The organism is Enterococcus sp. JNUCC 77 (assembly GCF_054819945.1).
This window is the reverse complement of record NZ_JBTHIG010000001.1, coordinates 360,663-384,025: the sequence shown is the minus strand read 5'-3', so window position 1 is coordinate 384,025 and position 23,363 is coordinate 360,663. Positions and strand designations below refer to the sequence as shown.

Annotated in this window: 23 protein-coding genes; 3 read left to right on the top strand and 20 right to left on the bottom strand. The window is 37.2% G+C overall.

The features are described from left to right. Nucleotides 1-15 precede the first annotated feature (15 nt). From atpH to ACVWNY_RS01935, 15 genes are all read right to left on the bottom strand, one after another. Nucleotides 16-558 (bottom strand): ATP synthase F1 subunit delta, encoded by a 543-nt coding sequence (gene atpH, locus ACVWNY_RS02005; protein WP_218324167.1) that lies wholly within the window; start codon nucleotides 556-558, stop codon nucleotides 16-18. Continuing rightward, nucleotides 548-1,069, bottom strand: a complete 522-nt coding sequence (atpF, locus tag ACVWNY_RS02000; RefSeq protein ID WP_218324166.1) for a F0F1 ATP synthase subunit B — start codon at nucleotides 1,067-1,069, stop codon at nucleotides 548-550. Before atpF ends, atpH begins: the two co-directional genes overlap by 11 nt. A gap of 66 nt (nucleotides 1,070-1,135) precedes the next feature. Further along, the gene (gene atpE / locus ACVWNY_RS01995; RefSeq protein ID WP_218324165.1) at nucleotides 1,136-1,348 is read right to left on the bottom strand and encodes an ATP synthase F0 subunit C; all 213 of its coding nucleotides are present in this window, start codon (nucleotides 1,346-1,348) and stop codon (nucleotides 1,136-1,138) included. 28 nt (nucleotides 1,349-1,376) lie between these two features. Continuing rightward, nucleotides 1,377-2,096: a F0F1 ATP synthase subunit A gene (gene atpB, locus ACVWNY_RS01990; protein ID WP_218324164.1), complete on the bottom strand. Its 720-nt coding sequence runs from the start codon at nucleotides 2,094-2,096 to the stop codon at nucleotides 1,377-1,379. Between the two features lie 286 nt (nucleotides 2,097-2,382). After that, nucleotides 2,383-2,847, bottom strand: coding sequence for an SsrA-binding protein SmpB (smpB, locus tag ACVWNY_RS01985; RefSeq protein WP_218324163.1), 465 nt, complete (start codon nucleotides 2,845-2,847; stop codon nucleotides 2,383-2,385). 1 nt (nucleotide 2,848) lies between these two features. Next, nucleotides 2,849-5,212, bottom strand: a complete 2,364-nt coding sequence (rnr, locus tag ACVWNY_RS01980; RefSeq protein ID WP_218324162.1) for a ribonuclease R — start codon at nucleotides 5,210-5,212, stop codon at nucleotides 2,849-2,851. Beyond that, complete coding sequence (locus ACVWNY_RS01975; RefSeq protein ID WP_218324161.1) at nucleotides 5,212-5,949, bottom strand: alpha/beta hydrolase; 738 nt, start codon at nucleotides 5,947-5,949, stop codon at nucleotides 5,212-5,214. The genes rnr and ACVWNY_RS01975 overlap by 1 nt, the downstream gene beginning before the upstream one ends. A 100-nt stretch (nucleotides 5,950-6,049) precedes the next feature. After that, complete coding sequence (gene secG, locus ACVWNY_RS01970; RefSeq protein WP_218324160.1) at nucleotides 6,050-6,289, bottom strand: preprotein translocase subunit SecG; 240 nt, start codon at nucleotides 6,287-6,289, stop codon at nucleotides 6,050-6,052. An 81-nt stretch (nucleotides 6,290-6,370) separates the two neighbouring features. After that, nucleotides 6,371-6,646: a GNAT family N-acetyltransferase gene (locus tag ACVWNY_RS01965; RefSeq protein ID WP_218324159.1), complete on the bottom strand. Its 276-nt coding sequence runs from the start codon at nucleotides 6,644-6,646 to the stop codon at nucleotides 6,371-6,373. Between the two features lie 8 nt (nucleotides 6,647-6,654). Then, complete coding sequence (locus ACVWNY_RS01960) at nucleotides 6,655-6,918, bottom strand: (4Fe-4S)-binding protein (protein WP_218324158.1); 264 nt, start codon at nucleotides 6,916-6,918, stop codon at nucleotides 6,655-6,657. A 126-nt stretch (nucleotides 6,919-7,044) separates the two neighbouring features. Further along, a complete protein-coding gene (locus tag ACVWNY_RS01955; RefSeq protein ID WP_218324157.1) occupies nucleotides 7,045-7,536 on the bottom strand; it encodes a gamma carbonic anhydrase family protein in 492 nt (163 codons plus the stop codon). Nucleotides 7,537-7,695: 159 nt separating this feature from the next. Beyond that, nucleotides 7,696-8,925: an aminopeptidase gene (locus ACVWNY_RS01950; RefSeq protein WP_218324156.1), complete on the bottom strand. Its 1,230-nt coding sequence runs from the start codon at nucleotides 8,923-8,925 to the stop codon at nucleotides 7,696-7,698. A gap of 11 nt (nucleotides 8,926-8,936) precedes the next feature. After that, the gene (yjeM, locus tag ACVWNY_RS01945; protein WP_218324155.1) at nucleotides 8,937-10,439 is read right to left on the bottom strand and encodes a glutamate/gamma-aminobutyrate family transporter YjeM; all 1,503 of its coding nucleotides are present in this window, start codon (nucleotides 10,437-10,439) and stop codon (nucleotides 8,937-8,939) included. 459 nt (nucleotides 10,440-10,898) lie between these two features. Continuing rightward, nucleotides 10,899-12,653: an ABC transporter ATP-binding protein gene (locus tag ACVWNY_RS01940; protein WP_218324154.1), complete on the bottom strand. Its 1,755-nt coding sequence runs from the start codon at nucleotides 12,651-12,653 to the stop codon at nucleotides 10,899-10,901. Next, nucleotides 12,650-14,380: an ABC transporter ATP-binding protein gene (locus ACVWNY_RS01935; RefSeq protein ID WP_218324153.1), complete on the bottom strand. Its 1,731-nt coding sequence runs from the start codon at nucleotides 14,378-14,380 to the stop codon at nucleotides 12,650-12,652. The genes ACVWNY_RS01940 and ACVWNY_RS01935 overlap by 4 nt, the downstream gene beginning before the upstream one ends. A gap of 434 nt (nucleotides 14,381-14,814) precedes the next feature. On the opposite strand from ACVWNY_RS01935, the gene ACVWNY_RS01930 reads away from it, so the two are divergent. The 3 genes from ACVWNY_RS01930 to ACVWNY_RS01920 all read left to right on the top strand — a co-directional run bounded on the left by ACVWNY_RS01930 (nucleotide 14,815) and on the right by ACVWNY_RS01920 (nucleotide 17,503). Continuing rightward, nucleotides 14,815-15,027 (top strand): DNA-directed RNA polymerase subunit epsilon, encoded by a 213-nt coding sequence (locus ACVWNY_RS01930; protein WP_218324152.1) that lies wholly within the window; start codon nucleotides 14,815-14,817, stop codon nucleotides 15,025-15,027. A 2-nt stretch (nucleotides 15,028-15,029) separates the two neighbouring features. Then, nucleotides 15,030-16,703 carry a ribonuclease J1 gene (gene rnjA / locus ACVWNY_RS01925; RefSeq protein ID WP_218324151.1) on the top strand — a complete coding sequence of 558 codons (1,674 nt, stop codon included), beginning with the start codon at nucleotides 15,030-15,032 and terminating at the stop codon, nucleotides 16,701-16,703. Nucleotides 16,704-16,990: 287 nt separating this feature from the next. Next, nucleotides 16,991-17,503 (top strand): TetR/AcrR family transcriptional regulator, encoded by a 513-nt coding sequence (locus ACVWNY_RS01920; protein ID WP_218324150.1) that lies wholly within the window; start codon nucleotides 16,991-16,993, stop codon nucleotides 17,501-17,503. Nucleotides 17,504-17,546: 43 nt separating this feature from the next. Here ACVWNY_RS01920 and ACVWNY_RS01915 read toward each other — a convergent pair whose 3' ends face one another. From ACVWNY_RS01915 to ACVWNY_RS01895, 5 genes are all read right to left on the bottom strand, one after another. Then, on the bottom strand, nucleotides 17,547-17,747 hold the full coding sequence (locus tag ACVWNY_RS01915) for a cold-shock protein (protein WP_218324149.1): 201 nt from the start codon (nucleotides 17,745-17,747) through the stop codon (nucleotides 17,547-17,549). A 157-nt stretch (nucleotides 17,748-17,904) separates the two neighbouring features. Continuing rightward, the gene (radC, locus tag ACVWNY_RS01910) at nucleotides 17,905-18,591 is read right to left on the bottom strand and encodes a RadC family protein (protein ID WP_454071591.1); all 687 of its coding nucleotides are present in this window, start codon (nucleotides 18,589-18,591) and stop codon (nucleotides 17,905-17,907) included. Between the two features lie 49 nt (nucleotides 18,592-18,640). Further along, complete coding sequence (locus ACVWNY_RS01905) at nucleotides 18,641-19,300, bottom strand: HAD family hydrolase (RefSeq protein ID WP_454071590.1); 660 nt, start codon at nucleotides 19,298-19,300, stop codon at nucleotides 18,641-18,643. Continuing rightward, a complete protein-coding gene (locus tag ACVWNY_RS01900) occupies nucleotides 19,287-20,603 on the bottom strand; it encodes a bifunctional folylpolyglutamate synthase/dihydrofolate synthase (RefSeq protein ID WP_454071589.1) in 1,317 nt (438 codons plus the stop codon). Before ACVWNY_RS01900 ends, ACVWNY_RS01905 begins: the two co-directional genes overlap by 14 nt. A 77-nt stretch (nucleotides 20,604-20,680) precedes the next feature. Next, the gene (locus ACVWNY_RS01895) at nucleotides 20,681-23,326 is read right to left on the bottom strand and encodes a valine--tRNA ligase (protein ID WP_218324145.1); all 2,646 of its coding nucleotides are present in this window, start codon (nucleotides 23,324-23,326) and stop codon (nucleotides 20,681-20,683) included. Between the last annotated feature and the right edge of the window lie 37 nt (nucleotides 23,327-23,363).

The following is a 23,363-nucleotide window of genomic DNA, read 5'->3' as shown; positions in this document are numbered from 1 at the left end:
TCTTTCACCTCTTCTTTATTTACCTAGTGCTGCCCGCAATCCTGCCAGTTGACTTGCTAAGCTGCCGTCTAATACGCGATGGTTGGCTTCAACCACGACACCACCTAAGATGCTTTCATCAATTAACGGTTTTAGCAAAGCTTTTTGATAGCCAAAAACCTCCGCCACTTTCGCTTCAATTTCTGCTTTTTTTTCTGGTGTAATTGCAACAGCTGTTGTAATCGTACCTTCTGCAATTTTATTTTTGATATCGTAACGACGATTAAATTCTTCAATCATAAAAGGCACATCATCTATTCGATTATAGTCAAAAACAACTTTTAAAAAGTTTTTAACTAGACCATCAAAATTTTGCAATAAACGATTCATAATGGCTTCTTTTTCGTCTCCCGTTAAGCGCACATCAGTTAAAATATTGCCTAAATCAGGAATCTCATCAAAGACACCATCAAGAATTATTAAGCTTTGGTAGACTGCATCGGTTTCACTGCCTTCTTCCGCCAATTCGAATAAGGCTTTGCCGTAACGTTTACCAACTGTATATTTATCAAGCTTCATGTTTTGTTTTTCCTAATTGATCAAGATATTGATTGATCAAGTTTTCATGCGCATCAGCAGATAATTCTTTTGATAAGATTTTTTCTGCGATTTCTAAAGAAAGGCTAGCCACATCATCTTTCACTGAAGTAAGCGCGTTTTCGCGTTCATCATTGATTTCCGCTTTTGCCCGTGCTTTTCGAGCAGCTACTTCAGTGTCAGTATCATTTAAGATACTTTGACGGGTCAATTCGCCATTTTCTTTGGCATTTTTGATAATTTCTGCTGCATCACTGCGAGAATTTGCCAGCTGGTCTTCTCGTTCTTTTTCAAGCTGGGTTGCTTTTAGCCGTGATTGTTCAGCAGAATCTAAATCATTGGCGATTTTATCTTCTCGTTGTTGCAGAATATTTTGGACTGCGCCCCAAGCAAATTTTTTCAATAGTATTAGTAGGATGATGAAGGCAATTGTGACAGCCATCAAATTCCCTAAGGTCGTATTGACTTGGGCAACTACTAGATGATTCAGCATACTGGTCTTCCTTTCTTTTGGTTTCTCCTACATAAAAAACAGCAACGACCTCCCGTTGCTTGAATTTTATTGGAATACCATCAATAGACCTAAAACGACACCTAGAATGGGCACAGCTTCAATTAAACCAACCCCGATAAACATTGTTGTTCTTAATTGTCCAGCCATTTCTGGTTGACGTGCCATAGATTCGATTGTTTTACTGATAACTTGTCCGTTACCAATACCAGCACCGATAGCTGCTCCTAAAATTGCAATCCCTGCACCGATAAAGTTCATAATAAATTTCCTCCTAATTGGATAATAGTTAATCTTCTAACTCAATTTTGTGACTAATATAAACCATTGACAAAGTAGTAAAGACAAACGCCTGGATACTACCGATAAATAATGAAAATGCAATCCAAATCATTTCAAGCGGAATCGCCAATGGTAAGGCAATCCAACCTGCACTGGTTACCATGCTGGCAATTACTGTCAGCAAAACTTCACCAGCATAAATATTACCGTATAGCCGTAGACCTAATGTAATAACATTGGTAAATTCTTCCAAAATCTTAATTGGAAACAGTGCTGGCATCGGTGCAAAAAATGAATTTTTCACATATCCTTTAAAACCAAAACGATCTGCTCCTAAGAAGTTGGCTAAGACCAAGACAAGTAAAGCTAAGCCCATCGTCACTAGCGGATCAGCTGTTGGACTCTTCCAATACGAGATCTCACTAGGCGAAACGATTTTTGTTACCAAACCAATTTGATTTGAGACAAAAATAAATAAAAATAAAGTGAATGAAAAAAAGCTAAAATTGCGAACCTCTTTTTTAGGCATGTTATCTCCGACAATGTTCGCCGTGAAATCAACCACCCATTCTATTGCGTTTTGTTTCCCAGTGGGTTTCATTTTTAAATTTCTGGTAAAAATAAAAACAATCAGAAAGACAATTAACACCGTCAACGCTAACATTGTCGTTACTGTACCATCAAACCATACCGGACCGATATGGAAAACCCAAGACTTTTCATCCAATCCATTTCACCTCTTTTCCCATTGACGTGCGTCTAAGTTAATGTGGCATTTGGCTATCAGTCAAAATACTACGCTATGTTACCACCACAAAAGGAAAATTTCAAAGAATTTTCGTGAAAATAGTTAAATAATCTTAAAGTATTATTCTAAGAAATATTTAATCTTTTTTTTATAGCGTTTTCTTACAATTTTACTTAAAACAGCCATCCTAAATTCTAAACAATCCTATCAAAATTCAAAGTGAAGTAAAGAAATTTTCATCAAATATGCGAAAAAGAATATTCTGTTAACGGCTGTAGTTTTTTAATGTTCGGCTGATTTGTCGATCAACGTCTTTACGTTTTAAAGCTTCCCGCTTATCATATTGATGTTTCCCCTTAGCAACCCCGATAAGTACTTTGGCAAAGCCATTTTTCATGTAAACTTTCAGGGGTACTAATGTGACACCAGGACTTTTCACTTCACCAGTTAAACGAGCAATTTGCTTTTTGTGTAGCAGTAGTTTCCTAGTTCTTAACGGATCGTGATTAAAAATATTGCCTTGCTCATACGGGCTGATGTGAACATTGTATAAGAAGGCCTCACCATTTCTAATACGGGCAAAGCCATCTTTTAAATTAATTCGGCTATTGCGAATCGACTTTATTTCTGTTCCTTGTAACACCATCCCTGCTTCAACGGTGTCAGTGATGGTGTAATCATGGCGGGCTTTTTTATTTTGGGCAATTAATTTCCCTTCGCCTTTTGGCATACTATCCCTTCTTTCGACCTTTTTTCTTTGGTTTTTTAGCTACGCTTTGATAAAAGGCTTTTTTATTTTTCGGTTTTTTCTTTTTACCTGAACCAGATTCTCGGTTGGGTTTCTTTGAATTAGATTGCTTTTTGTTAGTTGGTTTATCACGGCGACGACGGCGGTTTTGTGGTTGGTGACTTAGTTCCACCTCTGCCACTTCTTCTGCCGATAACAACTCAAAATCAATTTCTCTGGTTTCAGGATCAGCTTTAGTTACTTTAATGCGAACTTTTTGACCAATTTTAAAGGTTTGACGGGTTCTTTCCCCCACTAAAGCCAGTTGGTTTTCGATAAATTGGAAATAGTCTTGTTTCAACTCATTAACGTGTATCAGCCCTTCAACAGTGTTAGGTAATTCAATGAACAAACCAAATTTGGTCACTGAGCTAACAATACCGTCATATTCTTCACCGATTTTATCTGCCATGTATTCGGCTTTTTTCAGGCTATCTACATCCCGTTCAGCTTCTACTGCTCGGCGCTCCATTTGCGAGCTATGATCGGCAATTTCTGGCAAAGCCTCAGCCCAAACAGCTTTGGTTGTTTCACTTTGATCTTGACTATACGTCCGAATCAAACGATGAACAATCAAATCTGGATAACGTCGAATCGGCGACGTGAAATGAGTATAGTATTCTGCTGCTAAGCCATAATGTCCATAATTATCTTCAGAATAGCGCGCTTGTTGCATACTACGTAACAACATCGTGTTAATCACTGGTGCCTCAGGTTTATCTGCTACTTGATCAATCACTTTTTGTAAATCTTTTGGCGTAATGTTTTCTTTTGTTCCTTTGACTAAAATACCCAGTGCAGAGGCAAAATCAAAAAAGCGCTGCATTTTTTCTTCTTTTGGTTGTTCGTGGATTCGATAGATAAATGGAACTTTCAAGCGATTAAAATGTTCGGCAATCGTTTCGTTGGCTGCTAACATGAAAGATTCAATTAAGCGTTCACCCACACCACGTTCTCTTAATTGAATTTCTAACGGTGTCCCTTCAGGATCAACTAAGATTCGCGCCTCTTGATCATCAAAATTAATGGCGCCACGCTTGGTGCGCATCGCTTCTAAAATTTGGTGTAATTCCTTCATTAATTCAAACATCGGCACTAATTCTTGATATTGTGTCATCAACTCAGAATCTTGCTCCTCTAAAATGCCATTAACAGCACTGTAAGTCATCCGCTCTGTCGTTTGAATCACACTTGGGAAGATCTCATGTGCTACGACTTGACCGTTAGGTGTAATCTCCATCTCACAACTCATTGCCAAACGAGGTACTTTAGGATTTAACGAGCAGATCCCGTTTGATAAGCGTTGCGGAATCATCGGAATTACACGGTCCGTCAAATAAACGCTAGTGCCTCGTTCAAAAGCTTCTTGATCTAATAAACTGTCTTTTTCAACATAATAAGAAACGTCAGCGATATGGACACCTAGAAAATAATTACCATTGTCTAATTTTCTAACCGTCACAGCATCATCTAAATCTTTTGCATCAGCACCATCTATCGTCACAATTTGCTGATCCCGCAAATCTCTGCGACCAACTAAATCAGCTTCACTAATTTCATCTGGGACTTCATCAGCTGCTGCCATTACTTCGTCAGGAAAGCTAGTGGGAATCCCCAATGCAATAACAACTGATAAAATATCCATGCCGGGATCATTTTTATGACCAATCACTTTTGTGACTAATCCTTCTAAGCTAGTTGCGTAACCTTCTTCGGGAAAATGAGTAACTTCCACAATCACAATACTGCCATCCACCGGTTGAATTCCTTCAGCAGGAATATAGACTTTAAATTGACTGCTTTTTTTATCTTTAGGGATGACGAAACCATAAAGATCGGACTCTTTCATTTCATCTACATCAAAAGCGACAAACTCTCCGACGATTTGAGTGATTGCTCGTTGTTTAATCTTTAGGACTCGGCCTTCAGCACCACGCTCTGAAAAAGGATCGGCTGTCTTGATAATCTCGATTTCAACAGTATCACCGTTCATGGCGTAATGTGTTTCTTCTTTAGCGATATAGACATCCGGCTCTTCTGGGTCAATCGTAACAAAGCCAAAGCCTCGTTCGTTACTGCGGAAAATCCCCTCTATCGTGACTGCTTGCAGCGGCAATTTAATTTTCCCTTTTTGATTCAATGCGACTGATTTTTCTCTTTCCATCGCAGCAATTGTTTGGACCAATAATTTATAGTCCGCACTTTTTTGCATCTTTAAGGCTTCCGCAAGTTCTTCCATCGAAAAACTTTTCTTATTGGCCGTTTGCAAAAAAGTTAAAATTTCTTGTTTCATTGTTTTTCTTTCCATTATTCTCTCCATTCAAGTGTTGCTAAAAAATCAGCAACATCTCTTTCTAACTGATGGCGATCTACGCCGACAGTAATCACATGCCCGCTTTTCGGGTACCATTTCAATGTGAATTTAGTATTGGTTAATTTTTCAGCTGTCTTTAAAGCGCCTTTAGGATCAATCATCTCATCTTTTCCTGCTTGTGCTAAAAAGAAAGGTTGGCTTACTTGCTCTAATTGTTCATGGGTTATTTCTGCCTGCTTTTCAATCAGACTTAATTGTTTCTCAACTAAAGGCCGATAATCGATTAATAGTTGTTCCGTTGGTTGTTGATTTTTTTCCAAAACTTTCTGGGTATATAATAGGAAGTTTTCGACAACAGTATTTTTTACCGGCGTAATTGGTGAACAGAAAAAACCGCCACCTACCAGATCATTACCATATTCTGTCAAAGCTCGTGTAGCAAACACGCCACCCATCGACAAGCCAAAGACCGCCACTTGGTGACCTTTTTCTTGTAAAAAACTGATCGCTAAGCGAGTTTCTTGCCACCACTGCTCAGGATCTTTTTTCAAAATATCTAAAGGGTCTGCTGTTCCATGCCCTTGAAAAAGCGGTGCATAAACAGTGTAATCATATTTTTCTAAAGCTCGTGCCAGCATTCTTACGTCATTAGGACTGCCTGAATAAGCATGTAATAATAAAACGGCTTTATTTCCATGGGGAAAATAAAGCGCTTGTCTTGTTTGCGCCATAAAACAATTCCTTTCTGCGTCTTTACCTTTATACTATTGATAATCATACTTGATTTTTGCTAGAAAACAAAATAAAAAAAAGCCTCTCATCATGAGAAGCTTAGTTACTTGAAATATACATTAGGGCAAAAAGTAAAATCATCCAGACAGCACCTAAAATAGCTGTTGATCGCTGCATGACTGCTTCAAATCCGCGGGCTTTTTGTTTGCCGCCGAAAAGTTGATCTGCACCGCCAGTAAATGCACTAGCTGCACTATTCTGTTTACTTGGTTGCATCATAATCGTAATCACAATGATAACTGACAAAACCAAAATAGTTCCTAAAATAATATTATACAAAAAAAGAGACCTCCTTTTTCCAAACTTTCTCAATGATACTTTAGCATAAATCAATAAGTTTGGCTAGAGGACTCTTTTTGATTATTTTCTTAAGACGTCGTCGTATTCAGGTTTTTCAGCAAATTCTTTTTTTGCAAATGGGCATAATGGAATAATTTTTTTGTTGTCACGACGAGCTTTTTCTACACCAGCAGCAACAAGTTTTTCTGCTAATTTTTGACCACGGTAAGTTGGATCTACGAAAGTATGGTCAATAATCATAATTTCTGGGCCTGCATCAGACCAAGTCATTTCACCCGCTTCAATACCATCATCATTAATTAAGGCAAAACGATTTTTTTCTTCTTTGATTTCCATCTTGTTTCCTACTTTCTAATATATTTTAGCGCACCACTGGGACAAGTATTTACTACTTGAACCGCATTTTCTGCTGGACCATTGTCGGCAATAATCCAAGGACGGCGGCCTACTTCAAAAATTTCGGGATTTCCCCGTACACAATTACCAATGTGGGCACAGATATCTTTATTGTAATAAATGTCGACATCTTTACCAACATATTTACGGTAGCCATTTTCTAGCAAACTTTCTTCTGTAACTGGTTCTTGATCAAATTTACTTGCATCCATTCAGGCTCACTCCTTTTTTTCATTATAGCAGACCCAAAAAAAAATGAATAACAAACGTCCTCATAATCTGAATCAATTTTAGGAATCTTTTTTCAGAAAATCTGAAGAAAAATAAGGATATTTCACTCATTGATTCTGATATTTTGGATAATTTCCATTTTTATAAGCTTCACCAGCCTCATAATAATGTTGGGCATTTTCTCGATTTTTGGTTATTTCTTCTGGCGTGAGTGGACGAATGACTTTAGCTGGCCGACCAAAAGCCAAGACGTTTGGTGGAATCACTTTGCCTTCCGTTACTAAAGAGCCTGCACCAATCAAACTATTCTCACCAATTACCGCCTCATTTAAAATGGTCGACCCCATGCCGATTAGCGCACCTGATTGAATTTCACAACCATGAATAATGCAACCATGGCCAATTGTTACGTAATCATCAATTTTAACCGGTGCATGATGATCGACATGAATAACTGTCCCATCTTGGACATTTGTCATTTCACCAATTTCAACTTTATTACTGTCACCGCGTATCACACTTTGAAACCACACTGTGCTTCCCCGGCCAATAGTTACGTCACCATAGATACTCGCATTCTCAGAAATATAATTTTTCATGTCTTCACCTCATTCTTATCATACAGCTTTCTAGTGATAAACAAAACGGTTAGCTTAATCCCAAAAACTTTAGGAGAAATTAAATTCCCCTCCTCAATCTAACCAAAAAAGCCACCGACAAAATCTTTTACAATTTTGCCAGTGGTTTATCAATTAACTTTAAGCCCAGTTTCCGTTACGGAAAATCGGTACTTTTGTTCCATCGTGACGAATACCGTCAACATCCATCTTATCTGAACCAATCATAAAGTCTACGTGGTTTTTCGAACGATTCAAACCTTTGGCATCTAATTCTTCTTCAGTCATGTCAACGCCGCCTTGTAAGTTAAAGGCATAAGCATTTCCAATCGCTAAGTGATTCGAAGCATTTTCATCAAATAAGGTACTAAAGAATGTAATACCTGATTGCGAAATTGGGGACGGATCTGGTACTAAGGCTACTTCACCTAAATGTTTTGAGCCTTCATCCATTTTCACTAAGTTTTTCAGAACTTCTTCCCCTTGATCAGCTTTTACATCGACAATTTCACCATCTTTAAAGGTTAATTTAATACCGGTAATGACTTGCCCTGCGTAAGCTAACGGTTTTGTTGAAGAAACGACACCATCAGCCACACGCGCATCAGGAGCAGTGAATATTTCTTCTGTTGGCATATTTGCCATAAATTCAAAACCTTTTTCATTAATACTACGGGCGCTATCCCAAAGATGGCCTTCTGGTAAGCCAACCGTCATATCCGTCCCAGGTGCTGTATAATGTAACGCTTTGAATTGTTCTTTGTTCATCATATCAGCTTTTTCCCGCAATAATTTTTCATGGGCAACCCAAGCTGCGATTGGATCGTCTTCATAAACTTTCGTCGCTTTAAAAATTGCGTCCCATAAGGCATCTACTTGTTGATCTTCTGGTAAATCTGGAAAAACTTTTTTTGCCCAGCCAGCTTCAGAAGCTGCTACGACTGTCCAAGAAATTTTATTAGCAGCTGCAACTTGGCGCAAACCAAACAATAATTTACGATCATAATCTTGATAAGCCGCAATTTTGTCAGTATCAACTCCGGCAAAAACACCCGGGTCTTGTGAGACTACACTGATACGCGTCATTCTTTGGTCAACTAATTGATCCATTTCATCCATCTTATATTGGGGAACTGCTCGTAAATCTTCAATGTCCATACTTTCTACTTGGGCTTTCAAGATCACATCATCATTCCAACGAATAATCACTTCTTTGGCACCTAATTCATAAGCTTTTTTGACAATTAAACGTGCCAGTGGTGCTTGATTTACAGAAATATCCAGTTGAATCAAATCACCTTTTTGAATGTTGACCCCTGTTTTAACAATTAGATTCGCATATTTTTCTAAATTCTTTTGAAAATTTTCCATTCTTTACACCTCTAGTTTTGGCTAGCTTGTTTTTTTTCATAGCGACTAAACATGACTAAGGCAATCACACCAAAGATTACCGGGCCGGCAATTGACCAGATTGTATCTGAAATCATTCCTTGAGTAGCTGGTTGAATGATTGTAAATACATTGGCAAAACCTACCACGAAAGTAACCACTACTACAGCCAGCGTCGTCATACTCTTCGTTTTATAAATTTCAAATGGCTTATGAATTTCTGTTTTCTTCTTAAATCCTAAGAAAGCAATTGATAAGAACATATAAGGAATTGTCATCGACACGTTAGTCATCGAAACCAATACTTGGAAGAAGGCTTGCGCGCCACGTCCCCCAAATGATACTAATGCGATCATTGCGATTACAATACCTGCTTGTACTCGCATAGCGTTAATTGGCATATCATTTTTAGATTTGGTTAAGAATTTAGGCCAAACTTCTTTTGGTGTTCCTTCGATCAACTGTTTTAATGGAGAGAAGATCAATGTGAAGAAGGCACCAGTTAGAGATAGGAACATTGAAAGACCCATGTAACGAGATACCCAGAGACCAATTTGTACAGCCGCAGCTTCAGATACGCCTAATGCGTGACCTAATTGGTAACCCATATTGTTCATCATGATATACGCTACGTTTCCTAACGTTACTTCTGTATCACCAGGAAATTGGGTAAAAGTAAATTGCCAGTTAGTAAATGTACCAACCATGAAAATACCGACTGCGTAACCTACCGCAATAACGATTGCCGAAATAGTTACCCCTTTAGGGAAAGTCTTTTCTGCATTTTCAGTTTCATCAACTAAACCACCAACAACTTCTAGTCCCCCATAGGCGAAGATAGCAAATACCAAGAAACTAAAGACAGAAATCATACTAGTGTAGTTGGCATTTGGTGAAGTCACGAAAGCTTGCGCTGAAACAGGCTCAGCCATTTGACCATTTAAAACTAAGATAACCAATCCACCAACAAATAATACAACGTTAATCAATGCTACGGCAGTTCCGCCGATTGAGGTTACCTTTTTGATACTATCCAAACCTTTTGAGGATACAACTGTAATTAAAATAATCCATAAAATACCTAAAACACCTAATGTTTGCACCCCAGATAGACCCAGTGGTGACCAAGTTTGGGTTTGGTCAGTTCCGAAAATAGCATTAGATAATGGAATCCAAATCCCTGTACCAACGTTTACCATCCAAACGATATAAGATGCATACCACATGAATGTTCCAACGAAAGCGAATTTTGGATTAAAAGATTCTGCCATCCAAACATAAATACCACCTTTACTGTCTTTAAAAGCAGCACCATACTCAGACAACATAAAAGCAAATGGCAAGAAGAAAGTGATGGCCGCTAAAATGTACCAAAGAATTGATGCGTAGCCCATTAAATAAAAGGCCCGTGTAATATTAGTGAAACCAAATACTGAAGTAAAAATCATTAAGATTAGAGAAATCAGAGTCAGTTTCTTTTTCGTTCCATTCGACATAATTAACCCTCCAAATTATCATAATTATTGCATGAGTCTTTTTAAATAAAATCCTCCTTTTTAAAAAATTTGACTCATTTTATTGCTGATTTAATACTAAATAAATTTTACCCTTTAATTGTAAGGGCTTTCAAGGTTATCCGCTGACTTTTTAGCAAAGCATAATCGAAGTAAATAAAGCGATTATAGTTTTCTTTAAATTGAACTTGTTATCATTCGCTTTTTCTATCTTAAGGTATTTTTAAATCTTTCAAAAATCCCGAATTGATGAGCTTTTCAGAATACCGAAAAATATTTAGAAAATTTTGGAAATAGAGAACGGAAAACTTAAAAAAAAATGAAACCTTATCACGAAATACTCATAAAAAAAAGAGTTAACCATATTTTCTTATGATTAACTCTAAAAATAATTAAAATATTTTTATTTTTTAAAACTCCTGGTTAGAATCGCTTATTTTTTTAATCTTCCGCAAACTGGCTGTTATAAAGTTTTTCATAGAAGCCACCCTTTGCTAATAAACTTTCATGTGTCCCATGTTCTATGATAGAGCCCTCTTGCATCACTAAAATTAAGTCTGCATCACGAATCGTTGATAAACGGTGGGCAATCACGAAGCTTGTCCGCCCCTGCATCACTTTTTCCATCGCTCTTTGAATCAGACCTTCTAGTCGTGTATCAACTGAACTAGTAGCCTCATCTAAAATCAAAATTTTCGGATCAGAAATAATCGCTCGTGCAATCGTTAATAGTTGCTTTTGCCCCAAGGAAACATTGTCACCTTCAGAATTGATTTCCATTTCATAGCCACCTGGCATTGTACGAATAAAATGGTCAACGTTAGCCGTTTTTGCTGCATCAACAACTTCATAATCAGTTGCGTCTAAACGACCAAAACGAATATTATCAGCAATCGTTCCTTCATACAGCCAAGCATCTTGCAACACCATACCAAAGATAGATCGAACATCAGAACGATTCATTTCTTGAGAATTCACGCCATCAATTAATATTTGACCACTGTCGATATCGTAAAAACGCATTAATAAATTAATTAAGGTTGTTTTACCAGCACCAGTCGGACCAACAATCGCGACCGTTTCACCGGCTTTTACTTCAAAACTCAAGTCCTCAATCAATGGTTTTTTCGGATCATAACTAAATTGCACGTGATCAAAAACAACATTCCCAGAAATTTTTTCTGGTAGCGGCAAATCATGGGCATTTTCAATTTCTTCTGGTTCATCCAAAATGTCAAAGACCCGTTTGGCAGAAGCGGAAGCACCTTGGATCATTGATGACAATTGCGTAATTTCACCCATTGGTTGGCTGACTTGCCAAATATATTGGATAAAAGCTTGTAACTGACCTACTAAGATCACACCACTAATAACATTCCAGCTACCTAAGACAGCCATGGCAATATAAGTGCCGTAAGCTGTTAATTGAACTAGCGGCTGCATAATAGAAGAGACAAAGTTTGCTCTGAATCCATATTTACGCAGACGGTGATTGACTGTATTAAAACCTTGCAAGGCTTCTTTTTCACGACCATAAACCTTCAATACATTAAATCCAGTCATATTTTCTTGAACATAGCCATTCATATCCCCAAGTGAGTTTTGCATTTCTTGGAAATCTTTTTGAGAAATTTTCACAATAAAGGTTGAAATTACTAATGATGCTGGAATCATAATCATTGAGATTAGAGCCATCGTCGGATTGATGTAAAACATCATCGCCAGCCCAAAAATGATTCCTAGAACAGCATTGATACTTCGGATAGTTGCTTGTTGCATCGCGTTACTTACTGCATCTACGTCATTAGTTACCCGTGACAAAATATTTCCTTGTTGATTGCGATCAAAATAAGAAACTGGCAAGCGATTGATTTTTTCTTCAATTTCTTCCCGTAAATCTCGCATCGCACTTTGGACAATATTTGCCATCAGCCAGTTAGAACCCAACTGAGTGCCACTGTAAATGAGACCGACAACGATGATCCAAACGATAATTCTAAAAATATAATCGAAGTTAACACTTTCACCTTCACTAATATTTTTAGCAATTTCAGTTGTTGGCAAGCCAGATAAATAAGGACTTAATGTTCCTAAAACTAAAGCTATCACGGTTAAAATTAAAACGATAATAAACGTAAATTTGTAAGGATTCAAATAGCTGAAGAGTCGTTTTAGTGAATGAATTGATTTTCTCATGCCAATTCCTCCTCTGATAATTGTGAAGAAGCAATGTCATAATAAATTTCACAAGATTTCAATAATTCTTGATGGGTCCCTTCCCCCACTACAACACCTTCGTTTAACACAATAATTTTATCTGAATGCATAATTGTTCCGACCCTTTGCGCCACAATCAGAACAGTTGATTCAGTGGTTTCTTTTTTCAAGCGGGCTCTTAAATTCGCATCAGTTTGATAATCTAAAGCAGAAAAACTATCATCAAAGATATAAATTTCTGGTTGGCGAATCACTGCTCGGGCAATCGCTAGCCGTTGCTTTTGACCACCAGAGAAATTGCTACCGCCTTCAGATAATTTTTCATCAAAGCCTTTTGGTTTTTTACTGATGAAGTCTGTTGCTTGGGCAATATCGGCTGCTCTTTGCATCTCTGCTTTAGTAGCATCGTCTTTCCCAAAGCGTAAATTATCTGCAATGGTTCCAGTAAATAACTGGGCCTTCTGTGGAATATAACCAATTTTTTGCCGTAAATCTTTTAATTTATAATCTCGCACATCGATGCCATCTACTAAAACTTGACCATCTGTAACATCATAAAAACGTGGAATCAATTGGATTAATGTAGATTTCCCAGAGCCTGTACTCCCAATAAATGCTACTGTTTCCCCTGGTTTGGCTGTAAAGCTGACATTTCTAATCATCGGACTTTCTGCATGTCCAGGATAAGCAAAGGTAACATTTTTAAACTCTAAATATCCTTTTTCAGTTGACTGAGTAATTCCTTCAGGATTGTCTTGCACATCTGGAATCATATCAAAAGCTTCTTGAATCCGTCCGGCAGAAACATTTGCACGAGGGTACATCATGAATACTGAGGCAAACAACATAAATGAAAACAGTGCGTGGAAGATATATTCAATAAAAGCGATCAAGGTTCCGACTTCTAGTGAACCGACATTGATTTGAATTGATCCATTCCAAATAATCAAGACCATCACGATATTAAATAGGAAGTAAAATCCCGGTTGTGCCACAGCCATTAAATGGAAGAGACTTTTTGAGCTATTAGCATAATCATCATTTACTTTTCTGAAACGTTTTTCTTCGAATTTTTCGTTTACAAATGCACGAATTACTCGTAAGCCTGACAAGTTCTCCCGTAAAATACCGTTAATGTTATCTAGGTTTTTTTGTTGCTTGGTTGATAAAGGTTCAGAGTATTTCGCAATTAGCACTACAGCTAAAAGTAAAATTGGCAGAGCTCCTAAAACGAAAATCCCTAGACTCGGACTAGTTCGAACAATTAAATACAAGCTGGCACCAAACATCATCGGCGTCATGAATCCTGTATTTAGAATATTTTGCATAAACAACATAATTTGATACGCATCATTTGTCGTTCTTGTAATTAATGAAGAAACACCTAATTTTTCAAATTCACTATGAGAAAAAGTTTGAATTTTTTCAAATAGGTCATCTCGAATATCCGCTACTATATTAGAAGTGATTCGAGAACTAAAATAGCGTAATCCAATATTCATTAATACGCCAAGAATAGTAATGGCGATCATCCAAAGGCCCATTTTTTGAACATAGTTAAAATCATTTTGATTGATCCCTTTATCAATCATCATCGCCAAAATTGTTGGCAAACCTAATTCAATTAAAATGAAACCAAACACACAAATAAAATCAAACAACAGCAACTTCTTATAACGCCAAGTATAGCGCCACATTAATTTCATCAAATTCCTCCTTTTTCGATCAAATAAATCTTTTCCATTGATTTATTCTCTTTTTTAAGGCGGGAATACCCCAATTATTTGAGATGAAAAATCAAAAATTGAAGCCAAAAAATCTTTTCTACCGCAATATTTCCAATATATCACAAAAAATATCGGAATGCTCACAATTTTCCCAAATGAAATTATTTCTGAAAATTTTCTTAAATTCCATTTGACCCGCCTTGTTTCTATACATCTAACAACTTCTATGCTAAAATACACTTACTTGTTGTATCAAACAGACAACACAACGGTGAAAATATTTTTACAAATAAGAAGCAAAGACGAGGCTTCTTCTCAACTCTTTAGTCTACTAAAAGTCTGAGTATAAAAAATTAGGTGGCCGACGCCCCTCATTTTGTCGTGGATAAATTTATTTAAAAGGAGATTTTCAAATGATTTACAAAGTTTATTACCAAAAAACCAAGGATCGTAATCCAAAAAGAGAACAAACTTTATCACTTTATATTGAAGCTGATAACGAAGAACGCGTGCACGATTTAATGCGCGAAAATACCCCATTTAACGTGGAATACATCCAACTTTTAGAAGGCAATCATTTAACTTACGAGCAAGAAAATGCCGACTTTAAGCTAACGGAGTTTTAATAATGAAACTCTCGCTTAAAAATAATGAAACTGGGGTTTTTGCCCTAGGTGGACTTGGCGAGATTGGGAAAAATATGTATGGGGTTCAATTTCAAGATGAAATTATCATCATTGATGCTGGAATAAAATTTCCGGAAGATGATCTTTTAGGAATTGATTATGTCATTCCCGATTACAGCTATGTCGTACAAAATATTAACAAAGTTAAAGCTTTAGTCATTACTCACGGACATGAAGATCATATCGGTGGTGTACCTTACTTATTAAAACAAGTAAATATTCCAATTTACGCAGGTGCTTTGGCATTAGCATTAATCAAAAATAAATTAGATGAACATGGTCTATTACGGGATGCTGAATTACATGAAATTGATGAAGATACGGTGATTCGTTTCCGTAAAACTTCAGTCAGCTTCTTTAGAACCACTCATAGTATTCCAGATCCATTAGGCGTAGTTGTTAAAACACCTTCAGGAAACATCGTCGAAACCGGTGACTTCAAATTTGATTTCACGCCGGTTGGACAACCTGCCAACTTACACAAAATGGCTCGTTTAGGTGAAGAAGGCGTCTTATGTTTAATGTCTGATAGTACCAACGCGGAAGTGCCAACCTTTACAAAATCAGAACAAACCATTGGTCATTCGATTTTGCGAATCGTTGAAAAAGTTCCTGGCAGAATCATATTTGCCACTTTTGCTTCAAATATCAATCGTTTGCAACAAGCCGCTGAAGCTGCTGTTGCGACAGGTAGAAAAATTGCCGTCTTTGGACGGAGTATGGAAAATGCGATTGTTAATGGTCGAAACTTAGGCTATATTACAGTGCCAGAAAATACTTTCGTTGATGCTTCCGAGATTAATCGGATGCCAGCCAATGAATTATTAATTTTATGTACTGGCTCACAAGGAGAACCGATGGCTGCTTTGTCACGAATCGCTAACGGTACCCACCGACAAATTCATATTCAACCTGATGATACAGTAATTTTTTCTAGCTCACCGATTCCAGGAAATACGACAAGTGTCAATCATCTGATCAATTTACTATCAGAGGCTGGCGCTGAAGTGATTCACGGAAAAGTCAACAATATTCATACCTCTGGTCATGGGAGTCAGCAAGAGCAAAAATTAATGTTACGTTTAATGAAACCAAAATACTTCATGCCAATTCACGGTGAATTCCGGATGTTAAAAATTCATACTGGCTTAGCCCAAGATACTGGTGTTCCAGAAGAAAATTGTTTCATGATGGAAAACGGCGATATGTTGGCATTAACAGCTGATTCCGCTAGAAAAGCTGGTCATTTTAATGCTAGTGATGTTTATGTTGACGGTAGCGGAATTGGCGATATCGGTAATGTCGTTTTACGTGACCGCCGAATCTTATCTGAAGAAGGATTAGTTTTAACTGTGGCGACCATCGATTTAGAAAAACGTGAAATTTTAGCTGGACCGGATATTTTGTCTCGCGGATTTGTTTATATGCGTGAATCAGGTGATATGATCAATGAAGGTCAAAGAATTTTATTCCGCGCATTAGTAGATGCTTTAAATGATCCAAATTGTACGGAAGCAAAATTAAAAGAGGCAATGGTAGGTGCCATTCAACCATTCTTATTTGAACAAACTGAGCGTCATCCGATGATTTTACCAATGATTATGACTCCAGATTAATAATAATTCTAAAAAACACTGATTGCTATCAAGCACTAGTGTTTTTTATTTGTTTTTTGATATTTTAAAAAAACTCTGATCTACTACGCGATCCTTTATTTTATTGTAGGATATCTGCTGATTAATCATTAAATTAACTACACTACGCAATTTTTATCTTTAATTCATTGAAAACTTTATTGACAAATTGCAAAAAAAATTAGAGAATAAAAAATAAGAATGAGATAGATTTCATAATCTTGTTATTTTTTTGAATTATTCTAGAAAAGTTTAGGAGATGATTGTTCATGGTAAGGACCAAACGTGTACAACGAAATCATATTATTGATGGCGCATACAAATTAATTATCAAAGATGGTTTCAAAAAGTTTCATGCTCGTAATATTGCTCAGCAGATTCCTTGCTCCACACAACCAATTTATCGCGAGTTTGAAAATTTATCCGAATTAAAAACAGTGCTAACCAGTCGTGTTTTAGCTAAATACACTGATTTTTTAGATGATCACCTACCAAATTCTTTAGATCAACTGACAAATGTAATTGTTGATTACAGCCTTGATTATCCTGAGGAATTTCAACGTTTCTTTTTACAAGATAATGAAACAATGATTCAAATCAAAGAGGCTACTAAAAAATACTTTGATCAGCTAGATTTAAAGCATTCTTATGATAACACGCAAGCATTTGATTTATATTGGCAATATATCATTGGTAAAGCTGCTTTAGCTGGCCAAGACAGATATTATGCCAACTGCGACGAACGTAGCCAAGAATTGATCAAACTTTTATTGAGCAATTAAAAAAACCTTAGGAAAATTCCTAAGGTTTTTTGATTGCATTAAATTATGCTTTGTTAACGTTAGTTGCTTGAGGTCCGCGATCGCTATCTTCAACGTCGAATGTTACTGCTTGACCTTCTTCTAAAGTTTTGAAACCGTCGCCTTGGATAGCTGAGAAATGTACGAATACATCGCTACCGTCTTCGCGAGTGATAAAACCAAAACCTTTTTCTGCGTTAAACCATTTTACTGTACCTTGTTCCATGAATAATATCCTCCTCGTGCTAAAGCACTAATGATTGTAAAGTTTGCCCGTGTACGATAGAGGTAATACCTGTATACCAACTCTCATCCAAACCAAACAAAAAATTACATTTATAGTTTAACATTTTCTATTATGACATTGCAAGGGCTGTCATCAATCATTCCCAATAATTTTCTTCACGTAAACTAAAATATTTTAAGTCTCCTACAATAATATGATCCAAAATCTCAATTCCAATCAGTTCTCCACATTGCCGAACCCGTTTAGTAAATGCCAAATCGTTCTGAGATGGTGCAGGATTTCCTGAGGGATGATTGTGAGCCAAACAAATTTTTGCTGCACTTATTTTGACTGCTTCACGAAATATTTCTCTTGGATGGGCAATCGATTGATTCAACGAACCAATAAAAATAGTTTTTTGGCAGATGATTTCATTTTTAGTATTGAGATACAACGCCATTAAGTGTTCTTGCTGGAAATCTTTTAACTCATTAATGAAAAGCTGCCCCATTGCAAAGCTTGATTGAGCTTTACCTAGTTTAGGCTGTAAGGAGCGATTGATCCGAAAACCAAATTCCATAACAGCCTTTAATTCCACCGCTTTAGCTTTGCCGACCCCTTTAAATTTCATTAATTCCGTAATACTTGCTTGCTTCAGCTGATATAAATCTGGGATTTCTCGTAAAATTTCGCCTGCCAAATCCATCACGTTTTGATCTCTTGAGCCACTTCGCAAAATAATTGCTAATAATTCTTGATCCGTTAAATAGCGTTCGCCCACTTCAATCAAACGTTCTCTCGGCCATGAGCTTTCTGGTAGTTCTTTCAGTAAAAATTTTGCCATCAAAAAACCTCCTCTACGTCTTTAATAAAGTACGCAGAAGAGGAACTGTTTAATTTTTCAAATAGGTGATCACTTCATGCAAACTTGGTAAGACTTCTAAGGTCTTTTCAGCTAATTCTTCCGTTGGCGGAATTAAATCCGGCACCATAATTACTGGAATATTGGCGCTATTGGCTGCTAAAATCCCATTTTTTGAATCTTCCAAAACCAAGGTTTTAGCTGCTTCTGTCCCTAATTTCCCCAAAGCATTCAAGAAAATTTCAGGATCTGGTTTAGCATAACTAACATCATCTGCTGACACAATATCAACAAAATAATCGCGAATCTGCGCATGCTCTAACAAGGATTCAATCACCGATCGTACATTGCTGGAAGCCACAATCTTAGGAATTTCTTGTTCTGTTAAATAATCCAACAATTCAATTACACCTGGCTTTAATTCAACTTTTCCAGCAAAGAAAAGTTCTTTGGCATCGCCCCAGCTTTTTTCGATGAAAGCATTGACCACTTCTTTGCCATGTTGGGCATAGACTTTATGCAAATCTTCCCAGACTTCTTCATCGCTAATACCGATATAACGATTATAGATATTCTTATCAAAAGGCAAACCAAATTGATCAGCAGCAACTTGTTGCGTCTCATAATAAATAGTCTCCGTATCAAACAATAAACCGTCCATATCAAATATTACTCCGTTAAATTTCTTCATCTGCGCCTCCTAAATTTATTAATAATTCCCGCACTTGCGAGATAAAATACAATGATCCAGTGACTAGCAATAAGTCGCCTTCTTCCATATCCTCCAACAATTCAGCTAAACCAAATTGCCACAATGAAACGACTGAGAAATTCTTGTTGTTAAATTTGGCATAACGACTCAAATCTAAGGCTTTTGGATATTCAAAAGTAGTTAGATACACTCTGGAACGAGGAATTTTCGCTAGTAAATTTAACATTTCATCAACATCTTTGGTTTCTAAAGCTGAAAATAAAATTTTTATATTAAAGCCTCGAAATTCAGTTTGAATATTTTCCACTAATCGTTCAATCGCGTGACTATTATGGGCACCATCTAAGATGACTAGTGGTTCATCGCTGATTTTTTCCATCCGACCAGGCCAGCTAGTTTGCGCCAAACCAGTTTGGATATTTTTTTCTATAAAAGGGAGATTCTTTAGCTGGCAATATAAATGATAAAGCTGAATCGCTAAACCAGCATTTTCCACTTGGTGCCGACCTAACAAGGGAACCTTCAAACGGTTTATTTTTCCTGCACCATCAAGATAATTAAATTGTTCACCCCATTGGTTATCTGGTCGTAAATATTCCACTTGATATTCTTTTTGATACTGATAAAGGAGGGCTTGATTCTTTTTAGCAAACTCTTCGATCACAGTTAACGCTTCGGCGGGAATATTTCCAGTCACGACTGGAATCTGAGATTTAATAATTCCCGCTTTTTGGGCAGCAATCTTTTCCAAGGTATTTCCTAGAACATCCATATGGTCATAACCAATCGTTGTAATTGCGGTTAAAATCGGAGACACCACATTAGTAGAATCTAACAAACCACCTAAACCGACTTCTACAATCGCCACATCGACTTGTTTTTCCAAAAAATAATCCAACATCATTGCGGTAATTACTTCAAACTCGGTGATTCCTTGGATCTCTGGCTGCACATCCAATTCAGCGACTAGTGGTTGATATTTTTCGACTAAAGCAATCAAATCCTCATCGGCAATCGGCTGATTATCAATCGCAATCCGTTCGTTGAAACTAGTAATATAAGGAGACGTAAAACTCCCCACGGTAACCCCTGTTGCCCCTAACATATTCCGTAAATAAGTAACAGTAGAACCTTTGCCATTTGTACCGGCGATATGAATCACGGGAACTTTTTTTTCAGGATTCCCTACCTTATCTAATAAAGCTTGCACTCTTTCTAACCCAGGTCGTTGTCCAAATTTTACCCGATTATGAATCCAAGCAATCGCTTCTTCTATTGTCAATCTGACTCACCTCATCTTCAGTATAGCAGAAATGTTCAATAGAAAAAGGATTTGCTTTACGCAAATCCTTCGCTTATTTATCCAATTGTTCGTAAACTTTCGATTCGTTCACTTACAGCTGCTTGTTTTTCTAAATAATCTTTTTCTTTGGCTTTTTCTTCAGCCACAACTTTTTCTGGCGCATTAGCAACAAAGCGTTCATTGGCTAGTTTACCTTGCACCCGTTTCACTTCACTAGTCCATTTTGCCAATTCTTTTTCTAAACGTTTGATTTCTTCATCAATATTAATCAAACCAGCTAAAGGTAGATAGATTTCCGCACCGGTTAACACCGCAGACATCGCCAAATCTGGCGCAATAATATCGGCCGAAATCGTCAATTCTTCTGGATTACAGAAGCGTTCGATGTAATTAGTATTTTCCACTAAGAATGTATCAATTGCTGGGTCATTAGTTTTGATTAACAAAGTAATTGGTTTTGATAAAGGTGTATTTACTTCAGCTCGAATATTCCGCACTGAACGAATCACTTCTTTTAAGACTTCCATTCCTTTAGCCGCGTCAGCATCATCGTATTCTGGATGAACCACAGGATATTCAGCGACTACTAATGATTCACCTGAATGCGGAATTTTACCCCAAATTTCTTCTGTCACAAATGGCATAATTGGGTGTAAAAGACGCAATGTTTGATCTAAAACATAAACTAAAATGCTCTTGTTGGTTTTCTTAGAAGCATCATCTTCACCATATAAAACCTCTTTACTCATTTCAATATACCAATCACAAAAATCATCCCACACAAAATTGTACAATTGACGACCTGCTTCTCCAAATTCAAATTGGTCGAACAAATTCGTTACTTTTTCAACTGTTTGGTTCAAACGAGTTAAAATCCAACGATCAGCTACTGTTTTTTCACCGGTTAAATCAATTTCTTCAACAGTCATGCCTTCTACATTCATCAGGACAAAACGAGAAGCATTCCAAATTTTATTAATGAAATTCCAAGCCGCATCCATTTTTTCATAACTAAAACGCACATCTTGTCCAGGCGCTGAACCATTAGATAAGAACCAACGTAAAGCGTCAGCACCATATTTTTCAATCACGTCCATCGGATCAATTCCGTTACCTAGTGACTTACTCATTTTGCGGCCTTGTTCATCACGAATCAAACCATGAATCAAAACATTTTCAAAGGGGCGTTCTTCAGTAAATGCCAAACTTTGGAAAATCATGCGACTTACCCAGAAGAAAATAATATCGTAACCAGTCACCAATGTATTGGTTGGGAAATAGCGTTTGAAATCAGCAGCCTCAGTATCAGGCCAACCCATTGTTGAAAATGGCCATAAAGCCGAAGAAAACCAAGTATCTAATACATCTGGATCCTGTTCCCAGTTTTCAGCATCTTTGGGTGCTTCCATCCCAACATACATTTCACCAGTTTCTTTATGATACCAAGCTGGAATCCGATGTCCCCACCAAAGCTGACGAGAAATTACCCAGTCATGGACATTGTCCATCCAAGATAGGAAGGTTTGATTGAAACGTTCAGGGAAAAATTTAACTGCATCTTCTGTTTTTTGATTGTCGATGGCTTCCTTTGCTAAAGGCTCCATTTTTACAAACCATTGTGTCGATAATCTTGGTTCAACTACCGCACCACTACGTTCAGAATGACCAACACTATGAGTCATTTTTTCAACTTTGATTAGTCGACCCATTTCCTTCAAGTCAGCAACAATCATTTTTCGGGCAGCAAAACGATCCATGCCAGCATATTTGCCAGCTAAATCATTCATACTACCATCGTCATTCATTACATTTACTCGTGGTAAATCATGACGGTTACCAATCTCAAAGTCATTCGGATCATGAGCAGGAGTGATTTTTACTGCCCCAGTACCAAAATCCATATCCACATAGCTATCGGCAATAATTGGAATTTCTTTATCTACTAACGGTAGGATTGCTGTTTTACCAATTAAATTTTTGTATCTGTCATCGTCAGGATGAACTGCAATCGCAGTATCCCCTAACATTGTTTCTGGTCGAGTTGTCGCAATTTCTAATACACCGCTGCCGTCAGTTAACGGATACGATACATGATAAAACGCACCTTCTAAATCTTTATGAATAACTTCAATATCAGATAAAGCTGTCCGCGCTTGTGGGTCCCAGTTAATAATATATTCTCCGCGATAGATTAAATCTTTTTCGTACAGTGAAACGAAAACTTTTTTAACGGCGTCAGATAAGCCATCATCAAGAGTAAAACGTTCCCGTTTATAATCCAATGATAAACCAAGCTTGGCCCATTGTTCCCGAATATGGCCGGCATATTCTTCTTTCCAATCCCAGACTTGTTCCACAAATTTTTCCCGACCTAAGTCATAACGAGAGACACCTTGTTCTTTAAGTTTTTCTTCTACTTTGGCTTGGGTTGCAATCCCGGCATGGTCCATCCCAGGAAGCCATAAAGTATCAAAGCCTTGCATTCTTTTTTGACGAATAATCATATCTTGTAAGGTTGTATCCCAAGCGTGTCCTAAATGTAATTTCCCGGTTACGTTTGGCGGTGGAATCACAATTGAATAAGGTTTTGCATCGGGGTTTTCTGATGGTTTAAATAAATCTTGGTCTAGCCATTTTTGATAACGACCCGCTTCCACTGCTTGTGGATCAAACTTTGTCGCTAAATTATTTTCTTCTGTCATATTAATCGCTCCTTTTTTTCTGATCAAACAAAAAAGC

Bases quoted from the DNA above. Each gene is read 5' to 3' on its own strand.
- atpE (WP_218324165.1), bottom strand. From the start codon at position 1,348: ATGAACTTTATCGGTGCAGGGATTGCAATTTTAGGAGCAGCTATCGGT.
- ACVWNY_RS01940 (WP_218324154.1), bottom strand. From the start codon at position 12,653: ATGAGAAAATCAATTCATTCACTAAAACGACTCTTCAGCTATTTGAAT.
- ACVWNY_RS01915 (WP_218324149.1), bottom strand. From the start codon at position 17,747: ATGGAACAAGGTACAGTAAAATGGTTTAACGCAGAAAAAGGTTTTGGT.
- ACVWNY_RS01905 (WP_454071590.1), bottom strand. From the start codon at position 19,300: ATGAAGAAATTTAACGGAGTAATATTTGATATGGACGGTTTATTGTTT.
- atpF (WP_218324166.1), bottom strand. From the start codon at position 1,069: ATGCTGAATCATCTAGTAGTTGCCCAAGTCAATACGACCTTAGGGAAT.
- ACVWNY_RS01920 (WP_218324150.1), top strand. From the start codon at position 16,991: ATGGTAAGGACCAAACGTGTACAACGAAATCATATTATTGATGGCGCA.
- ACVWNY_RS01935 (WP_218324153.1), bottom strand. From the start codon at position 14,380: ATGAAATTAATGTGGCGCTATACTTGGCGTTATAAGAAGTTGCTGTTG.
- ACVWNY_RS01975 (WP_218324161.1), bottom strand. From the start codon at position 5,949: ATGGCGCAAACAAGACAAGCGCTTTATTTTCCCCATGGAAATAAAGCC.
- ACVWNY_RS01960 (WP_218324158.1), bottom strand. From the start codon at position 6,918: ATGGATGCAAGTAAATTTGATCAAGAACCAGTTACAGAAGAAAGTTTG.
- ACVWNY_RS01955 (WP_218324157.1), bottom strand. From the start codon at position 7,536: ATGAAAAATTATATTTCTGAGAATGCGAGTATCTATGGTGACGTAACT.
- ACVWNY_RS01965 (WP_218324159.1), bottom strand. From the start codon at position 6,646: ATGGAAATCAAAGAAGAAAAAAATCGTTTTGCCTTAATTAATGATGAT.
- ACVWNY_RS01950 (WP_218324156.1), bottom strand. From the start codon at position 8,925: ATGGAAAATTTTCAAAAGAATTTAGAAAAATATGCGAATCTAATTGTT.
- rnjA (WP_218324151.1), top strand. From the start codon at position 15,030: ATGAAACTCTCGCTTAAAAATAATGAAACTGGGGTTTTTGCCCTAGGT.
- atpH (WP_218324167.1), bottom strand. From the start codon at position 558: ATGAAGCTTGATAAATATACAGTTGGTAAACGTTACGGCAAAGCCTTA.
- ACVWNY_RS01895 (WP_218324145.1), bottom strand. From the start codon at position 23,326: ATGACAGAAGAAAATAATTTAGCGACAAAGTTTGATCCACAAGCAGTG.
- smpB (WP_218324163.1), bottom strand. From the start codon at position 2,847: ATGCCAAAAGGCGAAGGGAAATTAATTGCCCAAAATAAAAAAGCCCGC.
- radC (WP_454071591.1), bottom strand. From the start codon at position 18,591: ATGGCAAAATTTTTACTGAAAGAACTACCAGAAAGCTCATGGCCGAGA.
- ACVWNY_RS01930 (WP_218324152.1), top strand. From the start codon at position 14,815: ATGATTTACAAAGTTTATTACCAAAAAACCAAGGATCGTAATCCAAAA.
- yjeM (WP_218324155.1), bottom strand. From the start codon at position 10,439: ATGTCGAATGGAACGAAAAAGAAACTGACTCTGATTTCTCTAATCTTA.
- rnr (WP_218324162.1), bottom strand. From the start codon at position 5,212: ATGGAAAGAAAAACAATGAAACAAGAAATTTTAACTTTTTTGCAAACG.